This window comes from Corynebacterium suranareeae (assembly GCF_002355155.1).
In the GTDB taxonomy this organism is placed as follows: Bacteria; Actinomycetota; Actinomycetes; order Mycobacteriales; family Mycobacteriaceae; genus Corynebacterium; species Corynebacterium suranareeae.
The window spans coordinates 3397244-3421074 of record NZ_AP017369.1; the positions used below are offsets into that span (position 1 = coordinate 3397244).

General features: G+C 51.1%; 25 protein-coding genes. 16 read left to right on the forward strand and 9 right to left on the reverse strand.

All coding sequences use genetic code 11. The features are described from left to right. Positions 1-28: 28 nt before the first annotated feature. Both N24_RS15555 and N24_RS15560 read left to right on the forward strand, forming a co-directional pair. Positions 29-982 carry a universal stress protein gene (locus N24_RS15555; RefSeq protein ID WP_096459199.1) on the forward strand — a complete coding sequence of 318 codons (954 nt, stop codon included), beginning with the start codon at positions 29-31 and terminating at the stop codon, positions 980-982. 56 nt (positions 983-1038) lie between these two features. Continuing rightward, positions 1039-1512 (forward strand): hypothetical protein, encoded by a 474-nt coding sequence (locus N24_RS15560; protein WP_167382150.1) that lies wholly within the window; start codon positions 1039-1041, stop codon positions 1510-1512. Positions 1513-1625: 113 nt separating this feature from the next. Here the strand turns inward: N24_RS15560 and N24_RS15565 are convergent, their stop codons facing one another. From N24_RS15565 to N24_RS15585, 5 genes are read right to left on the reverse strand one after another with little or no spacing between them, the layout of a single operon-like run. Continuing rightward, positions 1626-1943, reverse strand: a complete 318-nt coding sequence (locus tag N24_RS15565; protein WP_096459205.1) for an antibiotic biosynthesis monooxygenase family protein — start codon at positions 1941-1943, stop codon at positions 1626-1628. Between the two features lie 32 nt (positions 1944-1975). Continuing rightward, positions 1976-2914: an oxygen-dependent tRNA uridine(34) hydroxylase TrhO gene (gene trhO / locus N24_RS15570; protein WP_096459208.1), complete on the reverse strand. Its 939-nt coding sequence runs from the start codon at positions 2912-2914 to the stop codon at positions 1976-1978. Positions 2915-2961: 47 nt separating this feature from the next. Further along, entirely contained in the window at positions 2962-4227 is a 1266-nt protein-coding gene (locus N24_RS15575) for an ABC transporter permease (protein WP_096459211.1), read from the reverse strand. Continuing rightward, positions 4227-4916, reverse strand: coding sequence for an ABC transporter ATP-binding protein (locus N24_RS15580; RefSeq protein ID WP_096459214.1), 690 nt, complete (start codon positions 4914-4916; stop codon positions 4227-4229). Before N24_RS15580 ends, N24_RS15575 begins: the two co-directional genes overlap by 1 nt. Positions 4917-4920: 4 nt before the next feature. Continuing rightward, positions 4921-6759 (reverse strand): efflux RND transporter periplasmic adaptor subunit, encoded by a 1839-nt coding sequence (locus N24_RS15585; RefSeq protein ID WP_231911045.1) that lies wholly within the window; start codon positions 6757-6759, stop codon positions 4921-4923. Positions 6760-7086: 327 nt separating this feature from the next. On the opposite strand from N24_RS15585, the gene N24_RS15590 reads away from it, so the two are divergent. Both N24_RS15590 and N24_RS15595 read left to right on the forward strand, forming a co-directional pair. Then, complete coding sequence (locus N24_RS15590) at positions 7087-8178, forward strand: inositol-3-phosphate synthase (RefSeq protein WP_096459218.1); 1092 nt, start codon at positions 7087-7089, stop codon at positions 8176-8178. A 59-nt stretch (positions 8179-8237) separates the two neighbouring features. Further along, positions 8238-8888, forward strand: coding sequence for a GntR family transcriptional regulator (locus N24_RS15595; protein WP_167382151.1), 651 nt, complete (start codon positions 8238-8240; stop codon positions 8886-8888). A gap of 24 nt (positions 8889-8912) precedes the next feature. Here N24_RS15595 and N24_RS15600 read toward each other — a convergent pair whose 3' ends face one another. Further along, positions 8913-10277, reverse strand: a complete 1365-nt coding sequence (locus tag N24_RS15600; protein WP_096459222.1) for an MFS transporter — start codon at positions 10275-10277, stop codon at positions 8913-8915. A gap of 207 nt (positions 10278-10484) precedes the next feature. Between N24_RS15600 and N24_RS15605 the strand changes: the two genes are divergently transcribed. The 9 genes from N24_RS15605 (at position 10485) to alsE (ending at position 17895) form a co-directional block, all read left to right on the forward strand. Then, positions 10485-11255 carry an SDR family NAD(P)-dependent oxidoreductase gene (locus N24_RS15605; protein ID WP_096459224.1) on the forward strand — a complete coding sequence of 257 codons (771 nt, stop codon included), beginning with the start codon at positions 10485-10487 and terminating at the stop codon, positions 11253-11255. Positions 11256-11282: 27 nt separating this feature from the next. Further along, a complete protein-coding gene (locus tag N24_RS15610) occupies positions 11283-12164 on the forward strand; it encodes a transketolase (protein WP_096459226.1) in 882 nt (293 codons plus the stop codon). Between the two features lies 1 nt (position 12165). After that, a complete protein-coding gene (locus N24_RS15615; RefSeq protein ID WP_096459228.1) occupies positions 12166-13161 on the forward strand; it encodes a transketolase family protein in 996 nt (331 codons plus the stop codon). A 179-nt stretch (positions 13162-13340) separates the two neighbouring features. Further along, the gene (locus N24_RS15620; RefSeq protein WP_096459230.1) at positions 13341-14834 is read left to right on the forward strand and encodes a BglG family transcription antiterminator; all 1494 of its coding nucleotides are present in this window, start codon (positions 13341-13343) and stop codon (positions 14832-14834) included. Further along, complete coding sequence (locus N24_RS15625; protein WP_096459232.1) at positions 14803-15219, forward strand: PTS sugar transporter subunit IIA; 417 nt, start codon at positions 14803-14805, stop codon at positions 15217-15219. Before N24_RS15620 ends, N24_RS15625 begins: the two co-directional genes overlap by 32 nt. Further along, positions 15216-15677 carry a PTS sugar transporter subunit IIA gene (locus N24_RS15630; protein WP_096459234.1) on the forward strand — a complete coding sequence of 154 codons (462 nt, stop codon included), beginning with the start codon at positions 15216-15218 and terminating at the stop codon, positions 15675-15677. Before N24_RS15625 ends, N24_RS15630 begins: the two co-directional genes overlap by 4 nt. Before the next feature lie 23 nt (positions 15678-15700). Next, positions 15701-16030 carry a PTS fructose transporter subunit IIB gene (locus tag N24_RS15635; protein WP_096459236.1) on the forward strand — a complete coding sequence of 110 codons (330 nt, stop codon included), beginning with the start codon at positions 15701-15703 and terminating at the stop codon, positions 16028-16030. A 15-nt stretch (positions 16031-16045) separates the two neighbouring features. Continuing rightward, entirely contained in the window at positions 16046-17155 is a 1110-nt protein-coding gene (locus tag N24_RS15640; RefSeq protein ID WP_197702412.1) for a PTS fructose transporter subunit IIC, read from the forward strand. 14 nt (positions 17156-17169) lie between these two features. Then, positions 17170-17895, forward strand: coding sequence for a D-allulose 6-phosphate 3-epimerase (gene alsE / locus N24_RS15645; protein ID WP_096459238.1), 726 nt, complete (start codon positions 17170-17172; stop codon positions 17893-17895). Here the strand turns inward: alsE and N24_RS15650 are convergent. Both N24_RS15650 and dps read right to left on the reverse strand, forming a co-directional pair. Beyond that, positions 17846-19333 (reverse strand): DUF1846 domain-containing protein, encoded by a 1488-nt coding sequence (locus N24_RS15650; RefSeq protein WP_096459240.1) that lies wholly within the window; start codon positions 19331-19333, stop codon positions 17846-17848. The genes alsE and N24_RS15650 overlap by 50 nt on opposite strands. A 542-nt stretch (positions 19334-19875) precedes the next feature. Next, entirely contained in the window at positions 19876-20373 is a 498-nt protein-coding gene (dps, locus tag N24_RS15655; RefSeq protein ID WP_096459242.1) for a DNA starvation/stationary phase protection protein Dps, read from the reverse strand. Between the two features lie 151 nt (positions 20374-20524). Here dps and N24_RS15660 point away from each other — a divergent pair, with 151 nt between their 5' ends. The 3 genes from N24_RS15660 (at position 20525) to N24_RS15670 (ending at position 23357) form a co-directional block, all read left to right on the forward strand. Beyond that, complete coding sequence (locus tag N24_RS15660; RefSeq protein ID WP_096459244.1) at positions 20525-21334, forward strand: Fpg/Nei family DNA glycosylase; 810 nt, start codon at positions 20525-20527, stop codon at positions 21332-21334. Between the two features lie 241 nt (positions 21335-21575). Next, positions 21576-22727 (forward strand): RtcB family protein, encoded by a 1152-nt coding sequence (locus tag N24_RS15665; RefSeq protein ID WP_096459246.1) that lies wholly within the window; start codon positions 21576-21578, stop codon positions 22725-22727. Between the two features lie 60 nt (positions 22728-22787). After that, positions 22788-23357, forward strand: coding sequence for a YdcF family protein (locus tag N24_RS15670; protein WP_096459248.1), 570 nt, complete (start codon positions 22788-22790; stop codon positions 23355-23357). Here N24_RS15670 and N24_RS15675 read toward each other — a convergent pair. Further along, positions 23354-23830, reverse strand: a complete 477-nt coding sequence (locus N24_RS15675) for a methylated-DNA--[protein]-cysteine S-methyltransferase (protein ID WP_096459250.1) — start codon at positions 23828-23830, stop codon at positions 23354-23356. The two genes, N24_RS15670 and N24_RS15675, sit on opposite strands and share 4 nt — an antisense overlap. Between the last annotated feature and the right edge of the window lies 1 nt (position 23831).

The window sequence follows — 23831 nt, forward strand, 5'->3', positions numbered from 1 at the left end:
TTTCCTCCCATCTCAACTCCGGAATTAGATGAAACAACCCCTTCGCGTACTTATATCTTGCCGTTCCGAAGAAAACTCGAATGGCAAACCGAGTGGCAAACGTAGTGAACAAAACGATGCTGTCTTCGAGTTCGCCGCGTGGCTGGCTCGTACTTCAGACATCAACGTTCGTGGAATCACAACTTTCATCCGCCCATGGCCTTCAGCCTCCATCAGCAAACTCGGAGGTAAGTACCATAAGTGGCTGAAGAATTTGGATTCTCACTACCGAAACATCACGTTAAAAGGGCTCAAAGAATCTGGAGTTGAGAAGTCCCAATGGGACGATAAAGTCTCAGTGTTTGTAGATGGCCCATCTGAATCCACGCTGCTTACCCATGCTGCAAAGGAATTCGACGCCGATCTCATCTTGCTCGGCTCCGACGCTGCCGCACCCAAAGGCCGCTTTTTGGCCAGCTCCACCGCAGACGCGCTACTTCACTCCTCGCCTGTCCCACTAGGACTTGTTCCGCGAGGAGTTAAACTTTCCAAAAAAGGTGTCACCAGGGTCAACTACGCTTTCACCAACGAAAGTGATGACTTCGATCAAGGGCTGCGCTACGCTGCAGAACTCGCCTCCACATGGAATGTGCCTCTACGCATTCTTTCTTTCTCACCTGAAGGAATCACCTCCGCGCCGACCAGCAGAAGTTTGGATATCTCTACCAAACTGTCTTCTGAATGGCGCGAGCTCACCCTCGCAATGCTCGACCGAGCCCGAGATGGGGTTTTAAAAGATCACCCTGATTTAAGTGTCAGCAGTGAAATCGGCTCAGGGTGGGGTTGGAATGGGGCAATTGATGCCCTGAAGTGGAAAAAGGGCGATCTTCTTTGCCTAGGTTCCCATCCCACAGATGCACTCTCTCGAGTTTTTGTGGGTTCGGAAACAATGGAAATTATCCGAAACTCTCCTGTTCCGACCATCATTTATCCCAGTCTTTAGGTTCCCAAACTCAAGGGGACTAGACTTAAAAGGTGCCTGTAGAGGAGGACAATTCCATGAACACCAACCCAGAGCATCCGGAAAATGACCTGGTCGACGATGCGGATTTTTCTAACCGCCCCAGGTCTTATAGGAACGATTTCGATTCGTTGGCCGATGCACCTGATCCGATGCTTGAACATGAGAAAAATAGACGTTCCTCCCGGCAAGCGATCATCTACTTGTTTGCTGTTCCACTTCTAACATTTCTCTCTGCATATGTGCTCGCGTGGGTTTCTAGGCTCCAAGGTGGCCCCATTTGTGATGCAGGGGACGCCGTATGGATTTGTTCCCGCGCAGCTGAGTTATGGTGGCCGATCATCACCAGTGCTGTAGCTTTTGGTGGCATGCTTGGATCCGCCTGGATTCTTTACGATAAGTACCGAAAGTTCCTGCGCTGGCGCCCGTGGATGGGTGTGTTGTGGGTATTGATCCCATTCAGCATGCTGTGGGGAACCTCAGTGCTTACACTGTCCATTTTGGGCCATTAAAACAGCACTTTAAAAAAAAATAAGAGTCGGAAAACCTAGCAATTTCCCTAGGTTTTCCGACATTTTTATGGAGCGGCCTACTGGGCGGCCTACTGGGCAGCCTACTGGGCAGCCTACTGAGCGCCCTTAGAACCTAGGACGACTTCAAATTCCAACAAAGTGGCACCGGAGGCAACAGGCTTCTTATCAGAGCCGTGTGCTCCGTGTCCGCCCTTTGCCTTCTCAGCATCACGCCAGGCGTTATAGCTGTCTTCATCTGCCCACTGGGTGACTACAAAGTAGCGATCCTCACCAGAAACAGGACGAAGCAGTTGGAAGCCTTCAAAACCAGGTGCGGAATCTACTGCATTTTGACGAACTGCGAAGCGCTTTTCTAGCTCTTCACCAGCGCCTTCGGGCACGGAAATTGCGTTGATCTTAACGATACTCATACCCAGCCACCATACCCGTTTTCAAAAAGTATCTAGGAATTAATTAGTGGATCAATTCCTTGCTCAGCAAAGTCTGCAGCCATCTCTGCGCAGGCTTCACGTTTGCAATGACGAGTTGCAACATTGGCGTAGCAATCAGGACACATCAGAACCAATTCACGGCATTCATCTTCGTTGATGCAGTGCTCAAACTTGTTGGTTGGAGTGTCACAGTGGATGCAGTGTCCGACGCGTTTGTAATCCTCGCCGAACTCCATGTGCATGCGTTTGTCAAAGACGTAAAGGGAGCCCTCCCACAGGCCCTTATTTCCAAATTGCTCACCGTAACGAACAATGCCACCATCAATTTGGTACACCTCTTTGAACCCGCGATTGATCATGAGAGAACTTAGGATCTCACAACGGATTCCACCGGTGCAGTAGGTAACCACTGGTTTGTCTTTGAGGTCATCGTATTTTCCGGACTCGATTTCTGCGATGAAATCATGAGTGGTTTCAACATCGGGGACGATCGCGTCTTTGAATTTACCGATCTGCGCTTCCATTGCGTTTCGGCCGTCAAAGAAGACCACCTCATCGCCTCGAGATTCCACTAGCTCATTGACCTGCGCGGGCTTTAGGTGGACGCCGCCGCCAACAACACCGTTTTCATCAACTTTGAGTTCATTAGGTGCTCCGAAAGCAACGATCTCATCGCGGACTTTAACACTCAGCTTCGGGAAATCTTCTGCGCCACCTTCAGACCACTTAAACTGCATGCGGTTAAACGCTGGGTACTCGCGAGTCCTTTTGATATACGCCTTGCAATCATCAATATCTCCGCCCACGGTTCCATTGATGCCATGGGTGGAGATCAAAATGCGGCCACGAAGGTTCAGCGACTCGCACAGCTCACGCTGCCACAGCTGAACTGCTTTAGGATCAGAAAGCGGGGTGAATGCGTAATAAAGAAGAATTTTTCCGGTAGCCACGGTTATTTAGTCTAATCCGATGTGCAGCTACCTTAAAACTGACGCTTTTACTCATAACGCAAAGCGTCAATCGGATCGAGCTTTGCTGCTTTATTAGCGGGGTAGTAGCCAAAGAATAGGCCAATAGCCATGGAAAAGAGCAAGGCAATCACAACTCCGCTCAGTGGAGGCAAAGAAATATAACCAATGGCACTGGATAGACCTAAACCAAGCGCACCACCTAAGAGCACGCCAAGGAGACCTCCGATGAAACAAATAATCATTGCTTCAACGACGAATTGAAGGCGAATGTCTCGGCGACGAGCACCAAGTGCTTTTCTCACACCAATCTCGCGGGTGCGCTCTGTGACAGACACCAACATAATGTTCATCACCCCAATGCCGCCCACAAGAAGTGAAATGCCACCAATTGCTGAGATACCTAAGCTCATGGCTCCGAGGATGGTATTGAACTCTTCAATCTGCTTACGGAAATCCAACATCGCAACATGGTGTGATTCATTGTTGGCGTAGAGGGCATCGAAATATGTTTGGAGTGAATCTTTAAGCGCGTCCTGATCCACGCCTTGGGCTGCGCGGATGCTTAATGTACTAAATCCGTCTTCTGCATGAATGATGTCATTGGCAACCGGATAGGGGGTGTAAGTATTTACGGTTGGCATACTTCCCACAAGGCCACCTGCAGCGGCTTCTTTATACACGCCTACAACTCGTAGAAATGTCTCTTGACCATTGAGTTCAAAAGCTACTTCAGATCCCAGCGCCAGTTGGGGGTTTGCGTCGAAAAGCGTATTAAAAGCATCTGGCGCGATGACCGCAATGGGGCGCTGAGCGGCAACATCGTCCTGCGTGATTGCGCGGCCATAGTGCATTTCGATGCCGTTCATCCACATGTAGTCCTCGTTGACGCCCTGCAGATCAGATTTAAGATCTGCGTCCTCCCCGATCAGGGTGCCTTGGGTGCCCATTCCGCCAACGCTGATTCCGGTGATGCTATCGCTGAAACGATCTCGGAGCGTGTCCATTGTTTCTTCCGGGATGAGGTTGCCGCTAGCACTCCCGGGGGCTGCGTAGGCGAACATATCAGCTTCAGGTTCATCCTCATCAGGGCGTTCTTCAACCTGCGCCGATAAATCATTTGCCCCCAAGCTCTCCAGACTGTCTAGAGTTTGGTCCTGCAAGGCTTTACCGATGGTCAAAATTCCAATGACTGATGCAATACCAATGATGACTCCCAGAAGCGTCAACAATGCGCGCATCTTGTTGCTTCTCAGGCTGGTTAAAGCCAAAAGAATTGATTCTGCAACGCTCATTAACGTTTCACCTCTGATCCAATGATGCGCCCATCAACCATGGTGACCACCCGATCCGATTCATCAGCGAGCTCAGGGTTATGCGTAATAAACACAATGGTTTTTCCCTGCTCCTTGTTGAGCTGGTGGAAAATATCCATCACCATCCGGCCAGTTGCAGAGTCCAAAGCACCCGTTGGTTCATCGGCAAGAATTATTTCTGGATCATTAGCCAACGCACGTGCAATAGCCACTCGCTGTTTCTGACCACCAGATAGTTCATTTGGCTCATGGTTTAAACGTTCACCCATGCCCACCATCTCCAACAATTCCACCGCACGACTGCGCCGCTGTTTAGCAGGAATTCCCGCATACATCATCGGCATCTCAACATTTTTCAATGCATCAATTCGCCCAATCAGATTGAAGTTTTGAAACACGAAGCCAATTGATTTAGCACGGTGACTAGCCAACGCATCATCACTGATATCCAGCACATCCACGCCATCAAGGGTGTAGCTGCCATCAGTGGGTTTATCCAACAAGCCAATGATGTTCATCATTGTTGATTTACCTGAACCAGACGTGCCCACAACAGAGACGAACTCACCGCGCTCCACATGGAAATCAACACCATGCAAAACTGTCAGTTCACCTTCGGTTCCGATGTTGTACGTCTTTACAATATTTGTCATTTCAATAAGGCTCATGGGATTAAATCGCCTGGCCATCAGGTGTTGGTGAGGTGGCGAAAGCTTGTGCCACTGTATCTGTCTGGAGTTTTACTTCTTGTCCGATGAGGTTTCGGTAGTTTCCGGGCTGGGTCAAAACTCGGGCATCTGATGAAATTCCAGGGCCGCTGACAGCGATATCAAAATCATCGGATTCCGCTGTGGTGACTTCTACTTCTTCCACTTTGTTATCGTCGCTGATAATCAAAACAGCATCCTTGCCTTGATCATTTTGGTACACGGCCTCCAACGGAACAGTCAGCGCATGTGGTGCGATTTCATGAACAATGCGTACGCGCGCTGATCCACCAAGGTTGAGGCCTTCACGGTCGCCGGTGACGGAGATTTCAATGGGGAAGGTGACATCAGTGTTCGTGGAGACACCTTGGCCACCTGCGGTACCTTCTTCCGTTACCGGAGCTGAAGCAGCAATCGGAGAGACCTTGGATACTCGGCCGGTAAACTCTTTAGTACCAGTTGACGGTGTAGTGAACGTGACCCTCGATCCAACAGCAACATTGCCGATCTCGGCTTCTTTCACATTGGCGGAAATTTTCAGCTCGGAATCATCAGCAACGCTCAACAAAGCACCGGATGCTGGTTGGCCTTGGGCTGCCTGCACAGATGAGACAATGCCGGAGTAAGGGGAACGCACCGTGGTGTTGTTGATATCCATCCGCAGTTGGGAAGTGGATCTGGCTGCGGCTTCATTATCTACTGACGCCAAACCTAAAGCTGCATCGATCGCGCTTGATTGGGCTTCCAATTGGTGCTGAGTGGATAGTTGGGCTGCTTCCAAGCTAAGTGCAGCGTCTTGCTGGGCAGCGTGTGCTGCAGCTACTGCGCGTTGAGCAGCAGCTAACTCAGCATCAACTTTTCCAAGTGAATCAATGTACACCCGTTCAGCTTTTTCTAGATCTTCGGTGGTTGATGCTACGCGCCGCTCAGCTTCCTCCAGCGTGGTGTAGGACTGCACATAGGTTTGATCCTGGCTGGGCCATGCGGATGTTTTTGTGGCAATTGCTTGTTCAAGCCCATCTACTTTTGTTTCAGCCGCGGCGATGGCTTCCGGGTCACCTGAAGTCCGTGCCTGGGCTAACTCAGCTTCCGCAGCGGCTAATGCTTCTCTGTCATCTAGCAGTCCAATGACATCGTTCAGGTTGCTGCGATCATTGTTGATCAGCCCAAAATCTGCACGTAGTCGCTCAATTTCCGCTGCATCTGCCTGCTCACGCGCTGCTTTAAGGGCATCTGATTGGGCAACCATGGTGGAATCCAAACCGCCATCCACATCTTTTTGCTTCGCCTCGAAATCACGAATGGCATCTTGATACCCTTGAGATGCGGTTCGAAGTGAAGACTGCGCAGAGTTAATCTCCGGGCTCAGACCGTTATCCAAAAGTTCTCTGGACTGCTCATATGCTTGTTGCGATTGTGCAATGGAATTACGGTTCGTCATTGCAGCTCGTGCATTATTGGCATCTGTTTCATCCAGCTGTCGTTGCAGGGCAGAGGCATCCAGCTCAGCCAAAACTTGATCAGCTGCCACTCGGTCACCAACAGCAACCGGCAAGTTCGCTACCGGCACAGTCAGACTCGTATAAATGGTGGTGGTTCGCGCAGCTTCAATGTTTCCATTGACAGAAACACGAGCCACGATCCCCTCCGAGGAAATCTCACGAACATCAGAAGTGGCAATCATCTGCTCATTTGACGAAGGGCGCAGAAAATACACAGCTGCAGCGACAATGATCAAAATCAGGACCACGGCCACAATGATGAGTTTCTTTGGGACCAAGGAAAGTGAGGGTGGTAGTGCCACAGTGAGATAGCCCCCGGAACGTTAAGCTCCGGGGCGCTCCTTTCTTAAGTTTTTGCAACAAGTCTGTATTTAAAAAACCAGGGTACGGACATACCATTCCCAGCACATCGGGGAATGCCCCTAACTTATTTTCCCTCCAAAATCCTCCGTTTTTACTCTCCCAAACGGGGGTAATGCTTGATCGATCAACTGAGTTGCTTGATCGATCAGGTCTGCTTTCAACTCGCAATCCCCACATTTTGGGTCATTTTCAGACGTAGCGTCGAACAGCGTGCGGCGAAGCTTATCGGTCGCGGCCAGTATCTTTTTTAAGAGGAGAAAATTTAAATGAGCAAGTCCACCATCAGGGTTGCCATCGCCGGAGTCGGAAACTGCGCAACCTCCCTCATTCAGGGTGTGGAATATTACCGAAACGCAGATCCTTCCGAAACCGTCCCAGGTTTGATGCACGTCCAATTCGGCGATTACCACGTCGGCGATATCGAATTTGTCGCCGCTTTTGATGTTGATGCCGAAAAAGTAGGCGTTGACCTGGCAGATGCCACCGAAGCCTCACAAAACTGCACCATCAAAATCGCCGACGTCCCGCAGACCGGCATCAACGTTTTACGCGGCCCCACCTTAGACGGCCTGGGCGATCACTACCGGGCGACCATCGACGAGTCCACCGCCGAGCCAGTCGACGTTGCCAAAGCGCTTATCGACGCAAAAGCCGACGTTTTGGTGTCCTACCTCCCAGTAGGCTCCGAAGAAGCCGATAAATTCTACGCACAAGCCGCCATCGATGCAGGCTGCGCCTTCGTTAACGCACTCCCAGTCTTTATCGCATCCGACCCAGAATGGGCTAAGAAGTTCACCGACGCTGGTGTCCCAATTGTTGGCGATGACATTAAATCCCAAATCGGCGCAACCATCACCCACCGAGTCTTGGCACGTCTTTTTGAAGAACGTGGTGTTCGCGTCGACCGCACCATGCAACTCAATGTCGGCGGCAACATGGATTTTAAAAACATGCTTGACCGCAACCGCCTAGAGTCCAAGAAAGTCTCCAAAACCCAGGCCGTGACCTCCAACATTCCAGATGGTCCACTGTCTGGAAAAGTGGAAGACCGCAACGTTCACATCGGACCATCCGACCACGTCCAATGGTTAGATGACCGCAAGTGGGCTTATGTCCGCCTCGAGGGCACCGCGTTTGGTGGAGTACCTCTCAACCTGGAGTACAAGCTCGAAGTGTGGGATTCACCCAACTCTGCCGGCATCATCATCGACGCTGTCCGCGCCGCAAAAATCGCCCTGGACCGTGGAATCGGCGGACCCATCATGCCAGCTAGCTCCTACCTGATGAAGTCCCCACCAGCGCAGCTTCCAGACGATGTTGCTAGGGAACGCCTGGAGGCATTCATCATCGAGGCATAACTACATGCGAGTCGGTCAACGTTGAAAATGAGATGACCCACACTGATAAGGTTAGTGTCGTGGAAATCCCCTCAATCAAAATGAACCGGCTCACGCTTCGAGATCAAGTGCATCAAACGCTTTTGAACTCGATCACCGACGGTACTTTGCGTCCTGGATCAGTGCTTCTAGAAACTGAACTTGCAGAGTCCTTTGGCGTGAGCAGAGGAACAGTGCGTGAAGCACTGCGGTCATTGCAGCAGGCTGGCTTGGTTGACAGCGATTCGCGTGGACGCAGTGCTGTTCACGAGCCAACTCCACGAGAAATTCAAGAGCTGTTTCGCGTTCGTGCAGCACTCGAGGGTTTGGCGATCCGTGAGATCATTGAGTTACCAAATCGTCAGGAAATTGTCGCTGAATTACGCAAACAACTCCCCCCAACACAAAAAGGGGAGTTTAACACTGTCTTGAATAAGGATTTGGCATTTCACGAGCAGATCTGTCGCGCATCAGGAAACACAATCCTACTCAATTCATGGAAGCACCTCGAAGCCCAAATGCGTATTGGGCTCTTTGCCGCTGCAAGGGAGGAATCCTTGGAGATCATGGACGGCAATCGCCATATTCCAGTTCTAGATGCGATTGAAAATGGCGATCCAGCTGCAGCGGAGGAGATTATACGCGCGCATATGGAGGAAGCCTCACTACAGTGGGATTCCTCCATGAGCTAATGCTTCAAAGAAGCATGCTTTAGCTTAAACTTTTTGGGACTCTTTAGTTTTCGCCCAATCATTAGTGGTTTCAGCGGTAATTTTGTCGACTTCATCACGCAGTTCCTTAGACCAGGTTTCTTTGGTGGATACCGCTGCGATCAGACCACATAGCGCATAAACCGCGAATAGAATTGCTGGCCCATACCAATCAAACTTGATGTAGAGCAGGGTTGTGGCAAATGGAGTAATCCCAGAGATCATTGCGGAGATCTGGTACGCCAGTGAAGCTCCTGAAGAACGTACGTTTGCGCTAAACAGTTCTGGGAACCATGCCCCTTGTGCACCCGCAAGGGCATTTTGGCAAACACAATAGGAGACAATGAACACCACAATCATGAGGATAGTGTTTCCTGTGTTGACCAGAACGAACATGGGGAATGCCCACACGATAGAGAATGCACAGACGTAGATGTATTGGGGGCGCCGTCCACGTTTGTCGGTGTTTCGACCCCACCAAACGGTAGCGAAGCTGCCCAGTGCAGCAGCGATACAGAGTGCCAATAGAGTGTCACTGTTATTGCCGATTGGTGGTTCATGGTTAACGATATAGCTCATCATGTAGGTGATTGCGACTGCATAACCTGCCGTTTCTGCAACGCGCAAACCAATGCCTCGAACGATGTTGCGCCAGTCAGTACGAAAGACCTCGACAATTGGAGACTTAACCACGGTGCCGGAGTTCTTAACTTCATCAAAGACCGGGGACTCAGGAACCTTGTTTCGAATGACCATGCCAACCACTACAAGGACTGCTGAGAAGAGGAATGGAGTCCTCCAGGCCCAGTCACCTGGTAATGCAACAGATACTAAGAACACAAGGTTGGCCAACAGAAGGCCCACAGGGAAGCCAGCTTGAACAAAGCTGGTGAAGAATCCCTTTCGCTTCCACGGTGCATGTTCGTATGTCATCAAAATTGCACCACCCCATTCCGCACCGAAGGCAAGGCCCTGGAGGATGCGCACGGTGACCAGCAAGATTGGGGCAAGTACGCCTACTTGATCATAGGTAGGGAGGCAACCGATGAGGAATGTTGCCAATCCCATGAGAAGCAGGGAAGCAACCAGGACAGGCTTTCGGCCGACCTTATCTCCTAGATGACCACCTATGACGCCTCCGATTGGTCGGGCGATGAACCCTACGCCGAGTGTTGCAAATGATGCAAGAACACCGGTCATGGGGTCTTGGCTGGGGAAGAACGCCGCACCGAGGTACAGAGCAGATGCGGTGCCGAATCCGATGAAATCATAACTTTCAATCATCGCACCAACAGCAGATCCACTGGCTACGCGCTTTGCATCTTTGGTGCCATGCACTGGCCCGCGGATATCAACTTTCGAGTCTTGCATTTTTGTCTCCTAGATTCCATCTCACACCCAGATTTGTGTGTTGCAGAACACTTTGCAACAAAACCGTGCCTCATGTCAACTGTTTAACTGATAATTGTCCTACTGTTGACATTAGGACAGCCGGCACCATAATGTGTGACCTACGTCAACTTTGATTGCTTTTAGTTGACGCGATCATTTACAAAATTCAGAAGTCAGGAGCTCTCAATGCCCACCGAAAACCAGTCCGTCCTTACCGCTGTCGTTACTGGCGGAGCCGCCCCTCGTGGCATCGGCCAAGCAACAGCGCGTCGATATGCGCAAGAAGGCTGGGCAGTTGCCATCCTCGACCTCAATGAAGCCGCTGCTAAGCAGCGCGCTGCCGAGATTTCTGCAGAAACTGGCGCTCCCACTATTGGTATCCAGTGCAACGTCACTGACCCTGTATCCGTTGCCGCAGCTGCTGAAGCTGTCAAGAACTCGGATCTACCAGCGGTTGGAGCGCTCGCAGCAATCGCAGGTGTGGCTTCTCCAGTAGACTTCCTCGATCTCACTCTCGATGAATTCAACCGCATCATCGCAGTGAATCTCACTGGAACTTTCCTAACTTGCCAAGCATTTTTGCCACAAATGATTGAAAGCGGATACGGACGCATAGTCACTACCTCATCGGTAACCGCCCAGCATGGTGGTGGAGTGTTCTCTAAGACGTCCTATGCTGCTGCCAAGGCTGGCATTCTCGGGTTGACCCGTGGCATCGCTCGCGAGTTTGCACACTTGGGCATCACCGCAAACTCGATTGCTCCGGGCGTTGTCGACACCGACATCCGCGTTGGCAGCACTCCTGATAGAGAAAAGCAGCTATCTGAATCTGTCCCACTAGGGCGCCAGGCAAGCCCTGAGGAGATTGCAGCGCTATATGTCTGGCTGAGTAGCAAAGACGCAGGCTACATCACTGGAACAACTCAGTCCATCAACGGCGGATCCTACGTATCCTAAGCAACTTTTACCTATAGAAGGAGAATCATGACCAGCACACTACCTCCGGCGCAATCAATTGATTTGCGCGTATCCACTATCAAAGAAGCTGCCTACAACATCCGCATGGGAGTTCTCGAGCAGGGTGAGGCCCAGGGTGAGGGCTACGTTGGCCAGGGACTTGGATCCGCGGATATTCTCGCCGCAGTGTATAAAGACCAGCTTCGCTACAAATCAGAAGATCCAGAATGGGAGAATCGCGATCACTTTCTCTTGTCCATTGGCCACTACGCGCTTGCCCTGTACTCAGCCCTGGCAGAAGCACAGGTTATTCCACGCGAAGAGCTTTTGACCTATGCAGCTGATAACTCTCGTCTTCCAATGTCTGCCATGAGTACCTACACTCCAGGCGTAGAAATCGCTGGAGGTTCTCTTGGCCACGGACTGGGACTGGGCGTCGGTCGAGCACTTGGATTGCGTGCTCAAGGCCGTGATGATCAAAAAGTCTTCGTACTTTTCTCTGATGGCGAGCTTGATGAAGGATCAACCTGGGAAGCTGCCATGGCTGCATCTCATTGGAAACTCGGAAATCTTATCGCCATCGTAGATATGAATGGTCTCCAAGCGGATGGTCCCACTGCTGAAGTATTGAGCAACGAACCTCAAGAGGACCGCTGGACTGCCTTCGGTTGGCACACCCAACGCGTCAATGGAAATGATCCGCAAGCCTTACTAGAGGCATTTGATGCTGTATCGAACAGCGCAAACGTCACAGGTCAGCCACACATCATCATTTGTGACACCACCGTGGGCAAGGGCGTCCCCATGCTAGAAAGTCGCGAAAAGCTTCATTTCATGAAGATTGCCACAGATGAATGGAGCGTATGTAAAGAGCAGCTCACCGATGGATTCAAGAACGAGGAAAACTAACATGACCACTGCAACCCAAAAGGCTCCGCTGCGTTCAGCAGCCATGATCGCATCGATTGCAGATGCAGGCGTTCCCACTACCAAGGCTCCACTGGGTGCTGCCTTAAACAAAGTGGCAGAAATCGATCCACGCATTGTGGGTCTTAGTGCAGACTTAGCCAAATACACCGACATGCATATTTTCAGAGATAAATTCCCTGACCGCTTTTTCCAAATGGGAATGGCAGAGCAGTCGCTACTCATGGCAGCGGCCGGTATGGCTGAAGTTGGGCTTGTACCTTTCGCCTCCACCTATTCGGTTTTTGCTACTCGACGAGCCTATGACTTTTTGTGCCTCGACATCGCTGAGCCCAACATCAACGTCAATATCATGGCAGCTCTCCCAGGTCTTACCACTGGATACGGCCCATCTCACCAGGCCACCGAGGATATCAACATTCTTCGTGGCATTCCCAATCTAACCATCATTGATCCTTGTGATGCTGTTGATATTGAGCAAGCCGTTCCTCAACTGGTAGATATCCCTGGCCCTACCTACACCCGGCTTCTGCGAGGCGCCGTCCCTCGCATCCTCGATCAGTACGATTATCAGTTTGAGGTAGGTAAGGCCAAGGTTGTTCGTCCAGGCGATGACGCTCTACTAGTTTCTTCCGGATTAATGACAATGCGTGCACTTCTCGTTGCCGAGGAACTATCCAAACAAGGAATTGAAGTCTCCGTGCTGCACTGCGCAACCATCAAGCCATTTGATGAGGAAACGGTGGTCAGGGAAGTCAATACTGATCGCACCGTTTTCACGTTGGAAAACCACACTGTGATCGGTGGACTGTTCAGCTGCGTTGCAGAAGCACTGGCTAAGCAGGGCATTGGAAAGAAAATTCACCACATCGCACTTCCAGATGAGTTCCTTGCAGCGGGAGCCTTACCCACTCTGCACGATCGTTATGGCCTTTCAAAGGAAGCTGTCCTTAAACGAGTGCTACAAGAAATTAAGTAGCTTAATTTTCCCTCCGCACCCGACGTCATTCACGGCGTCGGGTTGTTTCTTTTCCAATGGACCGATCTTTCTCTTTAACCGGTGTCCACTGCAACGGACAAAGCATGTGAGCTAAAACTCTAACCATTGCCTTAATGTCCTTAGTAACAAATCAGTTGCTTTAGGGAAAGGCGGTGAACATGAGTAATTCACAGTTGTCTGCGATAGTGCAGTTGTTGATCACGGAGGGTGATTTCCTCCGGGCGGCACAAGTGGCGCAACATTTGGATGTTTCCACCAAGACTGTTTACCGCCTGATTGAAAGCGCTAAGAAGGATCCGGCGTTTAGCAACATTATTGAAAGCCAGCGTGGTTTGGGTTTTCGGATTGCGCCGGGTCGTTTTGAAGATGCTGTGGAGTTAACGCACCGCCCGAAGCCGTTTACGGAGCCGATGAAGAATGATTTCTCCACTCCGGAGGCAAGGCGTCGTTCGATTTTGGTGAAGTTGTTGCTTAATTCGCCAGCTCCGGTGAGTGTTGTGGATATTCTTGGTGAGTTTTTCATCAGTGAGTTCACGTTGCGTGCTGATGAGCCTCATTTAAGAAGTTGGTGCGATGGTTTCGGCCTAACCTTGTCTAGGAAATCTGCGACTATGTCGATTTCAGGTTCAGAGAAGTCGGTGCGGTTGGCGTTGTCGGATACGTTTTCTGCAGCTTCGGAGAAGCCTTTCCTGGCGGCTACCACTTTGGGTGATGAGCGCATCTTGGGCACGGTTGAAAAGGCTGTGTCGCATATTGAGGAAACTCTTAATGCCACGGTGCCACAGCCGTATCGGATGAATTTGGAGTCTCACCTTTATATTGTGTTGCTGCGTGCGCGCCGAGCTGCGGTTTTATCAAATTCTCTTGAGTTGGGTACAGGGCCTCATCCTGGTGCTCCGTTTGCGGAGGTTTCCTTCGAGGCGTTGAAGGAGCTGCAGAAGCTCAGCGGTTTGAATCTTCATATTTCTGAAGCTGAGTACATCCGCAGGTACTTGGTGTCCTCTAGAACCATCGGAACCCCAGAACCACAAGCAGAATCACAAGCAGAAAACCCCGACTCCGAGCACCACACCGAGGGTTTAACTGTCACTGATCGTTTCATTGAGCTGGTCGCAGGGAAAGTCGCTGGCCCGTTCCACACGGAGAAGCTGCGGCAGGATCTTGCTGATCACATCACACCGATGCTTAATCGTTTGCGGTTTGAGGTGGTGGTGAAAAATCCGCTGATCGCGCAGATCCAGAAGGAGTACCGCGATGTGTATTTAGCGGTCACGGCTGCTGCGCCGATCATCGCGGAGGAATTCAATTTGCCGCCGATCAGTGATCATGAATCCGGTTACATTTCGCTGTATTTCGCTCGCGAAAAGGAGACTCACCGGCGTCCGATCAAGACTGCGGTGATGTGTGCTTCTGGGTTTGGGGTGTCGGAGTTGCTTCGCGTGAAGTTGGAGAATCGTTTCCCTGACCTGCAGATTCAAGGTGTTTACAGCCTGGAGGACTACCCGGCGCGTATCCCCGATGACATTGAGCTAATCGTGTCCAGCGTCAGTGTTCCTCGCACGGAGTTGTCTGCGCATGTGATTTTGGTTGATTCGATGCTGACGAAGGAGAGTGAGCGCAATGTCCGCGACTCCATCCGCAAGCTTCGCTGATATCGATATCCAGGTTTTAAAAGATAAAAGCTTAAAAGAGCTTGTCGACGCCGCGGTGCGGTTTGATCCAACCTCCACCGAGGACATCCTTGAAAAAATTCAACATCGTGATCAAATAGGCAGCACTGAGGTTGCACCAGGATTTTTTATCCCACATGTGGTGACAGATTCAGTTCCCCGGATCCAGCTGGTCCTGGGAACTGAAGGTGAAGTCACTTGGCTTTTAGTTCTCATGCCGTCCAATGCAGTACCGGAAAGTAAACGGGCACTTTCACTTCTTATGCGTCAGTTGGCGTATGAGGAGGAAGTTTCCCGGATTCGATCCTTTAGCTCCACGGAGCAGTTTCAGCACTATCTTGCAGTAATCGAAAGGAGAGACCAATGAGCACTCCACAGACCATTTCTGAGCTCATCGATCCAGAGCTCGTGGAACTTCGCGCACCTTATGCCAACAAACTAGAGGTGTTTCATGCGGTGGCTAATCGCCTCGCGGAAAAAGGTGCAGTCAGTGATCCCGATGCTTTTGTCCGCGATATCCAATTCCGCGAAACCCAAGGTAAAACGGGCATTGGTAATTTGATCGCCATCCCTCATGCAAAGAGTTCCGCTGTAAATAACCCGTCAGTGTCGGTGGTTGTTTTAGATCAGGAAATTGAGTGGGAAACCCTCGACGATGCTGGTGTTCAGGGAATCATTTTGTTTGCAGTCAATGACCAACCCGAGGGTGCCCGTGAGCATCTTCGCTTGCTGAGTCTTTTTGCCCGCAAGCTTGCGCACAAAGAAATCACCGATGCACTCATCAACGCATCTTCCACAGACGACGTCGTCGCCGCTTTCGCTTAGTTTAAGTCTTTTAAGGAATCATCATGAACATTGTTGGAATCGCTGCTTGCACCATGGGCGTTGCTCACACATACATTGCTTCCGAGAAGTTGGAAGCTGCAGCTAAGGCTGCTGGCCACACCATTGCTGTGGAAACTCAGGGCACGATTGGTATTGAGAACAAGTTGCCTCAAGATGCTGTTGCCGCTGCAGATATTGTCATTTTGGCCATTGATATTGCGATTGCTGGCCGTGAGCGTTTTGAAGGAAAGCGCATCATTGAGGTCCCTACTGAAGTAGCTATTAAGTCTCCTAAGAAGTTGATCGCTAAGGCTGAAGAAGTTCACCAAGCTGATCAGGCTGCTCTGCGCTAAGGATGATGAGCTGACATGAAAGATTCACTTGTGACTGCGTGGCAGAAGATTGGTTTCAAAAATCATCTTCTCACCGCCATTTCTTATCTGATTCCAGTAGTTACTGGCGCTGGTTTCCTCATTGCGATCGGCATGGCTTTGGGTGGTTCTACCAGCGCTGATCTCACTGACGGTTCCTACACCGTGTGGGATGCCATGGCTGTGATGGGCGCTCAAGGACTTGGTCTTTTGGGCATGATCATCAGTACCGGTATCGCGTTTTCGATTGCGGCGAAGCCTGGTATCGCGCCGGGTCTTATCGTTGGTATGACTGCCATTGCGGTGGATGCTGGTTTTATCGGTGGTTTACTTGGTGGTTTCATCGCCGGTTTCATTACCTTGGGTGTGATTCGTTATCTCAAGGTTCCACAGTGGGCGCGTTCGCTCATGCCGTTGGTGATTGTCCCGCTGGTTGCCTCCTTCTTGGGTGGCATGATCATGGTGTACGTCATCGGTACCCCAATTCAGCTTCTGACCACCTGGTTAACTGAGTACCTTTCTTCCCTCGGCACTGCATCATTGCTGGCTTACGGCATTGTTATCGGTGTGCTGGCGGCTATTGATTACGGCGGACCAATCAACAAGACGGTCTTCGCCTTCACCCTTACCCTCCAGGCAGCAGGTGTAAACGAACCCATTACCGCACTGATCGTGGTGAACACTGCAACCCCATTGGGATTCTGTGCAGCACACTGGATCGCCAAATTGTTCCGCAAGCAGATCTACACCCCAGTTGAAAAAGAAACTTTGCCTTCTGCTTTCCCCATGGGCCTAATTTCCATCGTGGAGTCCGTGCTGCCAATCGTGCTTAATGACCTGGTGCGTTGTGTTCTTGCAACCGGAATTGGTGCCGCATTTGGTGGCGCTACCGCGATGATCCTAGGTGCAGATGCCACGGTGCCTTTCGGTGGATTCCTGGTGATGCCAACGCTGAGTACTCCATGGACGTTCCTGGTTGCAGTCTTGGTCAATGCCTTTGTCACAGGACTGGTGCTGGCTCTCCTTAAACGAGATGTGCGCAAGATTGAGCATGTCTTGGAAGTGGAAGAAGAAGATATCGACGACGCAGAAATCAAGATCCTTTAGGAAGGCTTCACATCATGAACGATATTCGAATCTCCCCATCACTGATGACCATGGATTTAGATAAATTCCAGGAGCAGCTTAGTTTCCTCAATTCCCGTGTCGATTCCTATCACATCGACATCATGGACGGACACTTTGTGCCAAATCTAGCGCTGTCACCATGGTTTATGGAGGAAGTACGGAAAGTCTCCGACCTGCCTCTTTCAGCCCACGTGATGGCCATTGACCCCACGTTTTGGACCAATGAACTGATCAAAGTACGCGCAGATGTTATTTGCTTACATGCCGAGGTACTCAACGGTTTAGCGTTTAGGCTCTCTGATCAAATCCATAACGCCGGCCTAGATTTCGGAGTTGTGCTCAACCCAGAAACTCCCGTGAGCACAATCCTGCCGTATCTGGATGAGGTGCAAAAAGTGACACTGATGACTGTCGATCCAGGCTTTGCCGGTCAGCGTTTTCTACCTGGTTCTTTAGACAAGGTAGGGGAGCTGCGTGCACTGCGTGAAGAGCGTGGCCTTACCTTCGATATTGAAATCGACGGCTCTTTCAACGAACAGTCCTTTGTCACCATGACTGATACAAAGGCAGATATCTACATCATCGGTCGCAGTGGTCTTTTTGGCATCGATGACTCCATCGAGGTGGCATGGGAGACCTTCGCCGACGGTTTAGCGAAGGCCACCGGACTTAACGCTTCCGGTACAGGGCTTTACGCTGGTACTTCGGCTCTGAGGTAACTAGTACTCCAAGGTTGCGGAAGATACCCTCATCAACCGATCCCAGGATCGTGGTGGTGTGGACATCGCAGCCTTGGAGATTTTTCAATTCATCCAGTGCACGGCGTGCAGTATCTGAGTTTGCCGCTGATACAGACAACGCGATCAGAACTTCATCGGTGTGCAAGCGCGGGTTCCTGGAACCCAAGTGCTGGGTCTTTAGCGTTTGGATTGGTTCAATGGACTCAGGCGAAAGCAGATCCACATTGGATTCAATACCAGCCAGTTCCTTCAAAGCATTCAGCACCATCGCTGCGGAGCATCCAAGCAGTTCCGATGTTTTACCTGTAACGAGGCGTCCATCATTGAGTTCAATGGCACAACCTGGTGCACCGGTTGCTTCTTCAACTTCCAAAGCGCGAGCCACCACTTTGCGATCTTCAACGGTGCAACCGGCCTTGCTCATGACTATGGCGATGCGCGCTGAAATCGTATCGTCGGATTCCTCGCGGCGCTCGTCGACAAGCGCTTTGAAGTAACGCCGAACAATTTCTTGGCGGGCGGCTTCCTGGCACACCGCGTCGTCGATAATTGCATGTCCCACCATGTTCACGCCCATATCGGTGGGCGATTTATAAGGCGATGAGCCCGACAGCATTTCCAACATGGTTTTCAGCAGCGGGAATACTTCCACGTCGCGGTTGTAGCTGGTGGCCTTGGTGTCATAGGCGGCGAGGTGGAATGGATCAATGATGTTGATATCATCAAGATCCGCGGTGGCAGCCTCATAAGCCAAGTTAACCGGGTGTTCCAGCGGGAGATTCCAAATGGGGAAAGTCTCAAACTTTGCGTAGCCGGACTTGATTCCACGCTGGTGGTCGCCATAAATCTGGCTCAGGCATGTTGCGAGCTTTCCAGAACCCGGCCCCGGCGCGGTGACAACAACCAGGTTGCGGCTGGTTTCCACATACTCATTGATGCCGAAACCATCCTCGCTGACAATGCGGCGCGCATCAGTAGGATAACCCGGAATCACACGGTGAGCAGCTACTTTAAGACCAAGGCGCTCAAGGCGTTGCTTGAAAGCCAACGCCTGATAATTATCATCCTCCAGCTGGGTGAGCACCACATGCTCTGCCAAAAAACCCAACTCGCGGAACACATCAATGAGGCGCAAAACATCTTCCTCATAAGAAATATCCAGATCAGCGCGGGTTTTCTTGCGCTCCAAATCCTTCGCGTTGATGGCGACAAGAATTTCTAGCTCATCTTTCAATTCAGTGAGCATCGCAATTTTGTTGTCCGGCGTAAATCCGGGAAGGACACGGGAGGCGTGCATGTCGTCGAAAAGCTTTCCGCCCATTTCCAGATACAGCTTGCCGCCGATCTGCTCGCGCCGTTCGTTGATGTGCTGCGACTGCATCTTGATATAAAGGTCGCGGTCGAATCCGGTGCGCATAGCGTCAACTCCCCAGTTGCTTCAGCTGAAATCTAACCCCTGAAACATTACCCGGACACCCCACAAAATGGGCAAGCCTCCAGGGAGTCGATTTAAGGGGCCGAGATTGCTGAGTTACCTCTTTCCTTAGTGCGGGGAAGTTAGGCCGTTAGAGACGATTTTAGAGGCGGTTAATTTCGGGGCCATTAGTACGTCAGTGACTGGTGTGATTCCTGGAAGGCTGTTGAAAGCCCGCAGGGCAAGGATCCACCACATCCGCCACGAAATCGCGATTCTGTGGTGGATTCGAGCACAATTGAGCCTTGGAACCGCAAGGATCTACCACAAATCACAAAATTTTAAGCATTTGTGGTGGATCCTAGCAAAGCTTCCCCACGCCACCCTTGCAACTGACTTTGAAGACGATAGCTGTGGGACTTGCGGGCGTAAGCCTCCCCCTGCAGACACAAAGAACCCTTCTTCTTATTTTCCTTCAGCCCCTAACGCAAAAGCGCTAACCCCCGGGCTGGTGGGGGTCAGCGCTTTAGATGCTTGTCGACGTCTTACTCTTGGATATTTCCATCTGCATCAACAATGTGTGCGCGGATGAACCACTGGAACTTCTCCAGCTCCGCTGCCTGTCCGATGTAGATGTCTTCAGTGACTGGATCCACTGGGCCAGCTGCTGCCATGGACTCACGAACACCGGTGAGCACCTTTGTGTACACACGGTTTAGATCGTTGAGGTGATCTTGGGTGTTGCCTGCATTGCGCTCGTATTGAAGTGGAGTGCGATCAGCAACGTGGCCTTCTGGGGTTCCGACTGGCTCGCCACCAAGAGTGGAGATGCGCTCTGCCACTGCATCAGCGTATGCGCGAACTAGTTCAACCTGTGGGTCGAGCATTTCGTGAACGGCGATGAAGTTAGGGCCGGTGACGTTCCAGTGCACGTGCTTCAGAATGAGGTGAAGATCGTTGTAGTCGGTGAGACGCTCCTGCAGTCCATCAATAAGCTGCTTTGCGTCATTTTCATTGATTCCGGGGACTGTGTAGTTACTCATAGCTCTCATTATAGCCACTAATAATTAATTGTCACCCATCGTTAGCCTAAGCTTATATATATGAGGAAAACCTACCCTAAGAAGCTTCATTTTCGCAGGCCACAGTTAGTTTTTTATTAAACTAACACCTCGGCTACTAGGGTTGGTAATTATGCCAGAAGGACATGTGATTCATCGACTCGCCGGGGAACTTAAAAAGACCTTCGGCGATACCATTTTGGAAGCCACGTCACCGCAGGGACGGTTTGCTGCCGAGGCGTCGATAATCAACGGACATCGCATTACTGTCTCCGAAGCTTTTGGCAAACACCTCTTCGTAGAATTCGATGCAGACCACCCAGAACATATTTTGTATATTCACCTGGGTCTTATCGGCACCTTGCTATTTGAACCAGCGCAAGAGACTCGGGGGCAGATTCGCCTGCATCTTTCCGATGGGGAAATCGCGGCTAATTTACGTGGCCCCCAGTGGTGCAGGCTGATCACCGATGCAGAGCGCACCCAAGCCATTGGAAAATTAGGAGCAGATCCCATTCGAGATGATGCTGACCCTGAACCAATCCGGATTAAGGTTCAACGCTCAGGACGCAGTATCGGTTCATTGTTGATGGATCAAAAACTTTTTGCCGGTGTGGGAAATATTTACCGCGCAGAGACACTGTTCCGCCTTGGAATTTCACCATTCACCATTGGGAAAGACATCACCACGGCACAGTTTCGGTCCATTTGGGCAGACCTTGTCGGACTAATGAAAGAGGGTGTTGTTGCTGGTCGTATCGATACTGTGCGCCCAGAACACACCCCGGAAGCAATGGGCAGGCCACCTCGAAAAGATGATCACGGCGGCGAGGTATATACCTACCGGCGCACTGGCCAAGAATGCTACATCTGCGGTGCGATCATCAAGGAACAAGTAATGGAAGGGCGCAATCTATTTTGGTGCCCAGACTGCCAACGCTAGACAGCACTAGACAGAATCAACATCAGCTGTAATGATGGCACTACACGTTTAAAAAGATCAAGGAGATGGCCGTGCGCTTTTATCAGCAACTACAACTGCTGCATAGACTTGCGCCGTCATACCTTAAAAACGTGGTGAACTTTTAAAAACGTACACGTTTACACCCTCCCGGCGCGCTTGAGCAGTCAGCAGCCGGGAGGGTTTTTTGTATCCGACTGAAACCGAATCAAAGGAATCTCTAATGAATCATGTAATTAATTTTGCTTCCCACCTGGAAGATGCAGCCTTGAAGCAAGCAGAAGCTACCGCCACCATGCCGTTTATTTACCCACACGTGGCTTTGATGCCTGATGCTCACTACGGATTGGGTTCATCGGTGGGCACTGTGTTCGGCACGAAAGGCGCGATCATTCCTGCAGCAGTGGGTGTGGATATAGGTTGCGGGATGATAGGGGTGTGTACCAATTACACGGCCGCCGACTTGGAGGGGCGTGATTTGGTTGTCCTTCGGGATTACATCGAGCGGGTGACTCCTTTGTCTCCTGGAAATTACAATTCTTCCACGTTGAAGGAGACGGCTAAGCCGAAAATCGCGGAGTTGGAGGAGCTTGCTGCACGCGATGGGGTGGATTTGTCTCATTCGCCGACATGGAAACGCCAGTTGGGTTCACTTGGTGGAGGCAATCACTTCATTGAGTTGTGCCTTGATGAGTTGGATCGGGTGTGGATGTTTTTGCATTCCGGTTCCCGCGGTGTGGGTAACAAAATTGCGCAGAAACACATCAAGATTGCCCAGGCAGCGTGCGCGGGCGAGGAACTTCCAGATAAGGATCTTGCGTACTTGACTGAAGGAACAAAAGAATTCGACTCTTATATTTCGGAACTGAACTGGGCGCAGCGTTTTGCGTTCCTCAACAGGGAAGAAATGATGGATAGGTTCGCACGGGAGCTGGAGTTTTTCGTCGAAAAGCAGCTTGAAGAGGTCGAGCGCATCAACTGCCACCATAATTACACGGTCCGGGAGGAGCACTACGGGCAGACCGTGTGGCTCACCCGTAAGGGTGCCGTGTTGGCGAATGAGGGCACGCCGGCGCTGATTCCAGGTTCGATGGGCACCGCGTCCTACGTGGTCAGCGGCAAGGGCAATGCCGAGGCACTTCGCTCGGCGCCGCATGGGGCTGGCAGGCGGATGTCGCGCAACCAAGCTAAAAAACGCTTTTCGACGGCCGACCTTGACTCACGTATGACCGGTATTGTCTACCGGCCGGGCAAGGAGTGGATCGATGAGATTCCCGATGCGTACAAAGACATCGATCAAGTCATGGAAGACGCTGCCGATTTGGTACAGATTCGCCACAAATTGCGCCAGATCGTCAACGTGAAAGGCACCTAAAATGCATTGGCGGTAGAGTGCTAACGGATACTTTGATTTAAGGAGCAAAAAGGGGCGTGAATGGTTCTTAAAATTCGCCATCTGCTTCTTAAGCGTTTCATTCCGCTGCTGCTGAGCGTCATGGTCATCTGCGGATTAGTGTTGGCGTGGTTTGTGTTCCCCTCCAAAGCTGAACCCAAAAAAGTTGATGTAGTGCTGGTCATTGCTGGTGCAAGCGATGGCCGACACGAATACGGTGCTCAACTAGTCGAAGATGGCTATGCCAGCAACTACGTGGTCTCCAACCCCAGTGGCTCCCGCGACAAAGTTGGATATGCCCACTGTGCTGGCAATAAGCGCCCCGAAGGTGCCACCAGCTACTGCATGGATCCCTACCCAGTGATTACTTCTGGCGAAGCCCGCACATTTAATGACCTCGCAAAAGAACACGGGTGGGAGAGTGCGCTGGTGGTGACCAGCCGCACTCATACTCAGCGCGTGCGCACCATGTTTGATCAGTGCTACACCGGCGAATCCACAGTGCTTAACGTCAATAGCCTTGGTCGTACTGGCCTATATAACGCAGTACTCCATGAAATAGGTGGCTACATCAAATTTTGGATCACCGCACCGTGCGCTGACATAAGCTAGCGCTGTTCTAGGTTCAGCAGCCACTGCTTGGCTTCCAAGCCACCGCGGTATCCGCCTAAAGCTCCATCAGAACGCAACACCCGATGGCAGGGAGCAAAGATAGGCAGAGGATTAGTGGCGCACGCACTTCCGACTGCACGCACCGCCCCTGTGTTGTCTAGTTCCACAGCGATCTGCTTGTATGTTTTGCTTTCCCCATACGGGATGGAGAGTAGGAATTCTTGAACTTTGCCACGGAAGCTCAGTAAGTTCTGATTCGGCCATTCAAGCGGGGTGGTAAATACTTTGCGTTGACCTGCGAAGTATTCTTTTAATTCAGATACTGCCTGCTCCAAAATGGCGTTGGTTCCAGGGGTGGATCCTACAGTGCAGGCTGCATAATTTTCATCAGAAAACGCCACATATGTCAGTCCGTGATCGCTTGCCACAAGTAGGAGTTCACCAATCGGGGAATCATAACGTAAGTGGACCATG

Bases quoted from the DNA above. Each gene is read 5' to 3' on its own strand.
- N24_RS15555 (WP_096459199.1), top strand. From the start codon at position 29: ATGAAACAACCCCTTCGCGTACTTATATCTTGCCGTTCCGAAGAAAAC.
- N24_RS15560 (WP_167382150.1), top strand. From the start codon at position 1,039: ATGAACACCAACCCAGAGCATCCGGAAAATGACCTGGTCGACGATGCG.
- N24_RS15565 (WP_096459205.1), bottom strand. From the start codon at position 1,943: ATGAGTATCGTTAAGATCAACGCAATTTCCGTGCCCGAAGGCGCTGGT.
- N24_RS15575 (WP_096459211.1), bottom strand. From the start codon at position 4,227: ATGAGCGTTGCAGAATCAATTCTTTTGGCTTTAACCAGCCTGAGAAGC.
- N24_RS15580 (WP_096459214.1), bottom strand. From the start codon at position 4,916: ATGAGCCTTATTGAAATGACAAATATTGTAAAGACGTACAACATCGGA.
- N24_RS15590 (WP_096459218.1), top strand. From the start codon at position 7,087: ATGAGCAAGTCCACCATCAGGGTTGCCATCGCCGGAGTCGGAAACTGC.
- N24_RS15600 (WP_096459222.1), bottom strand. From the start codon at position 10,277: ATGCAAGACTCGAAAGTTGATATCCGCGGGCCAGTGCATGGCACCAAA.
- N24_RS15605 (WP_096459224.1), top strand. From the start codon at position 10,485: ATGCCCACCGAAAACCAGTCCGTCCTTACCGCTGTCGTTACTGGCGGA.
- N24_RS15610 (WP_096459226.1), top strand. From the start codon at position 11,283: ATGACCAGCACACTACCTCCGGCGCAATCAATTGATTTGCGCGTATCC.
- N24_RS15615 (WP_096459228.1), top strand. From the start codon at position 12,166: ATGACCACTGCAACCCAAAAGGCTCCGCTGCGTTCAGCAGCCATGATC.
- N24_RS15620 (WP_096459230.1), top strand. From the start codon at position 13,341: ATGAGTAATTCACAGTTGTCTGCGATAGTGCAGTTGTTGATCACGGAG.
- N24_RS15625 (WP_096459232.1), top strand. From the start codon at position 14,803: ATGTCCGCGACTCCATCCGCAAGCTTCGCTGATATCGATATCCAGGTT.
- N24_RS15630 (WP_096459234.1), top strand. From the start codon at position 15,216: ATGAGCACTCCACAGACCATTTCTGAGCTCATCGATCCAGAGCTCGTG.
- N24_RS15635 (WP_096459236.1), top strand. From the start codon at position 15,701: ATGAACATTGTTGGAATCGCTGCTTGCACCATGGGCGTTGCTCACACA.
- N24_RS15640 (WP_197702412.1), top strand. From the start codon at position 16,046: ATGAAAGATTCACTTGTGACTGCGTGGCAGAAGATTGGTTTCAAAAAT.
- alsE (WP_096459238.1), top strand. From the start codon at position 17,170: ATGAACGATATTCGAATCTCCCCATCACTGATGACCATGGATTTAGAT.
- N24_RS15650 (WP_096459240.1), bottom strand. From the start codon at position 19,333: ATGCGCACCGGATTCGACCGCGACCTTTATATCAAGATGCAGTCGCAG.
- dps (WP_096459242.1), bottom strand. From the start codon at position 20,373: ATGAGTAACTACACAGTCCCCGGAATCAATGAAAATGACGCAAAGCAG.
- N24_RS15660 (WP_096459244.1), top strand. From the start codon at position 20,525: ATGCCAGAAGGACATGTGATTCATCGACTCGCCGGGGAACTTAAAAAG.
- N24_RS15665 (WP_096459246.1), top strand. From the start codon at position 21,576: ATGAATCATGTAATTAATTTTGCTTCCCACCTGGAAGATGCAGCCTTG.
- N24_RS15670 (WP_096459248.1), top strand. From the start codon at position 22,788: ATGGTTCTTAAAATTCGCCATCTGCTTCTTAAGCGTTTCATTCCGCTG.
- N24_RS15675 (WP_096459250.1), bottom strand. From the start codon at position 23,830: ATGGTCCACTTACGTTATGATTCCCCGATTGGTGAACTCCTACTTGTG.